Source organism: Sphingomonas sp. 66-10, from assembly GCF_001897045.1.
In the GTDB taxonomy this organism is placed as follows: Bacteria; Pseudomonadota; Alphaproteobacteria; order Sphingomonadales; family Sphingomonadaceae; genus Sphingomonas; species Sphingomonas lycopersici.
Genome location: NZ_MKRR01000076.1, coordinates 1 through 1,669, shown reverse-complemented (window position 1 = coordinate 1,669; position 1,669 = coordinate 1). Strand labels below are relative to the sequence as shown.

At 66.9% G+C, this 1,669-nt stretch carries 1 protein-coding gene and 1 pseudogene; one reads left to right on the top strand and one right to left on the bottom strand.

The genetic code is table 11. The features are described 5' to 3' along the window. The first annotated feature begins 210 nt into the window (after nucleotides 1-210). The gene (locus BGN95_RS06790) at nucleotides 211-1,308 is read left to right on the top strand and encodes a DMT family transporter (RefSeq protein ID WP_286772057.1); all 1,098 of its coding nucleotides are present in this window, start codon (nucleotides 211-213) and stop codon (nucleotides 1,306-1,308) included. Nucleotides 1,309-1,348: 40 nt separating this feature from the next. Here BGN95_RS06790 and BGN95_RS06785 read toward each other — a convergent pair. After that, nucleotides 1,349-1,669: pseudogene (locus BGN95_RS06785) on the bottom strand (hypothetical protein); the annotation flags it as partial.

Sequence of the window (1,669 nt, the reverse complement as noted above, 5' to 3'; positions counted from 1 at the left end):
CAGCAGCGGTTCGGCGAGGGCCAAATCCGCGAAAGTTTTCGATTGATTCAAGAAAAAAGCCTAACTGCGCGGATGCCATCTGCATCCGACGGTATGTCCCGGCCCACGCGCGATGGGGCCAGCGGACCGGATCGTGCCCGCCTGTCCGGCGGGAAGACCCATCGACCACGGCTCGCAAGAGCCAGCGGTGGATAGGACAGCGCGATCACGATGATCGTCGAGCGCTATATGCCGTCTCGGGGCCGGAAATGCAACCGGAATCTCGGGATGCCGCAGCGCAGCATGCTCTTTGGTTGCCTTCGCGGGTGTTCCATGCAGACTGCCGCTTCCCGAACGCCCACCCTGATCCCGATGTCCTCCCCCCCATCCGCCGCAGCATCCCGCCGCGCCGCCCTGTCCGGGCCGGTGCTCGGCATCCTTCTGATGATCCTCGGGATCTTCCTGTTCTCGCTGAACGACGCGCTCGGCAAATGGCTGGTCGGCACCTATTCGGTCAGCATGGTGCTCCTGTTCCGCTCGATCGCCGCGCTGGTGCTGCTCGCCCCCTTCGTCCATCGCGATGGCGGCATCAAGGGGCTGATGGCGGCGCCGAAGCCCTGGGTCCAGTTCGCCCGCGTCGCCCTGGCGACGATCGAGGTCGGCTTCTTCTACTGGTCGGTGCGCTATCTGCCGCTCGCCGATGTCATGACCTATTACCTCGCCGGCCCGATCTATGTCGCCGCGCTGTCGGCGCTGGTGCTCAAGGAGCGCATCGACGCCCGGCGCTGGGCGGCGATCCTGGTCGGCTTCGTCGGCGTCATCATCGTGCTGAAGCCATCGGCGGCGAGCCTCACTCCGCCCGCCTTCGTGGCGATCGCCGGTTCCTTCGTCTTCGCCGTGCTGATGCTGGTGACGCGGCAGTTGCGCGGCACCAGGGACAGCACGCTGCTCGCCTTCACGACGACGGCGGCGCTGACGACCGGCGCCGTGACGGCGCCCTTCGCCTGGGTGATGCCGACGCTGCGCGACTTCGGCTTGCTGTCGCTGGTCGGCGTCGTGGCGCTCGTCGCGAGCCTTTGCGTCAACCGCTCGCTGAAGCTCGCTCCGGCCTCGGTCGTCGTGCCCTACCAGTACACGATGATCCTCTGGGCGGGCCTTTTCGGCTATGTCTTCTTCGGCGACGCGCCGAAGCTCAATCTCATCATCGGCGCGCTGATCATCGTCGCGGCCGGCCTCTACATCTTCCTGCGCGAGCAGAAGGACGCAAAGGCCGGCAGCGGCGAGACGGTGGCCGAGGAGGTCGGGCAGACCATGTCCGCCCAACCCTAGACCCTTCGGGCGAGCCTCCGCGGGAGGTCACCGACCTGCATCAGCGCGGCAGCCAGACCGGCTTGCTGGAGCCGATGGGCTCGACCATCGGGTCCGCCCAGTATTCGGGCGTCCTCGACATCTCGATCTGCGAGCCGAGACGCGTGAATTCGCCGAACGCGGTCGGGCCGGTCTGCAGGTTCGGCGGCAGCGGCTGATGCTCCGGCCCGAGGTCGTCATGCTTCAGCAGCGTCGCGCCATCGATGAGGCCGATCGCCTGCTGCAACATGATCGTCTGGGCAAGGTTGACGGAGACGCGGTAGCTGCCGCCTTCGGTCGCCCGGCGCAGAAGCGCAGCCTGCACGCCGATGGCGCTGAGATA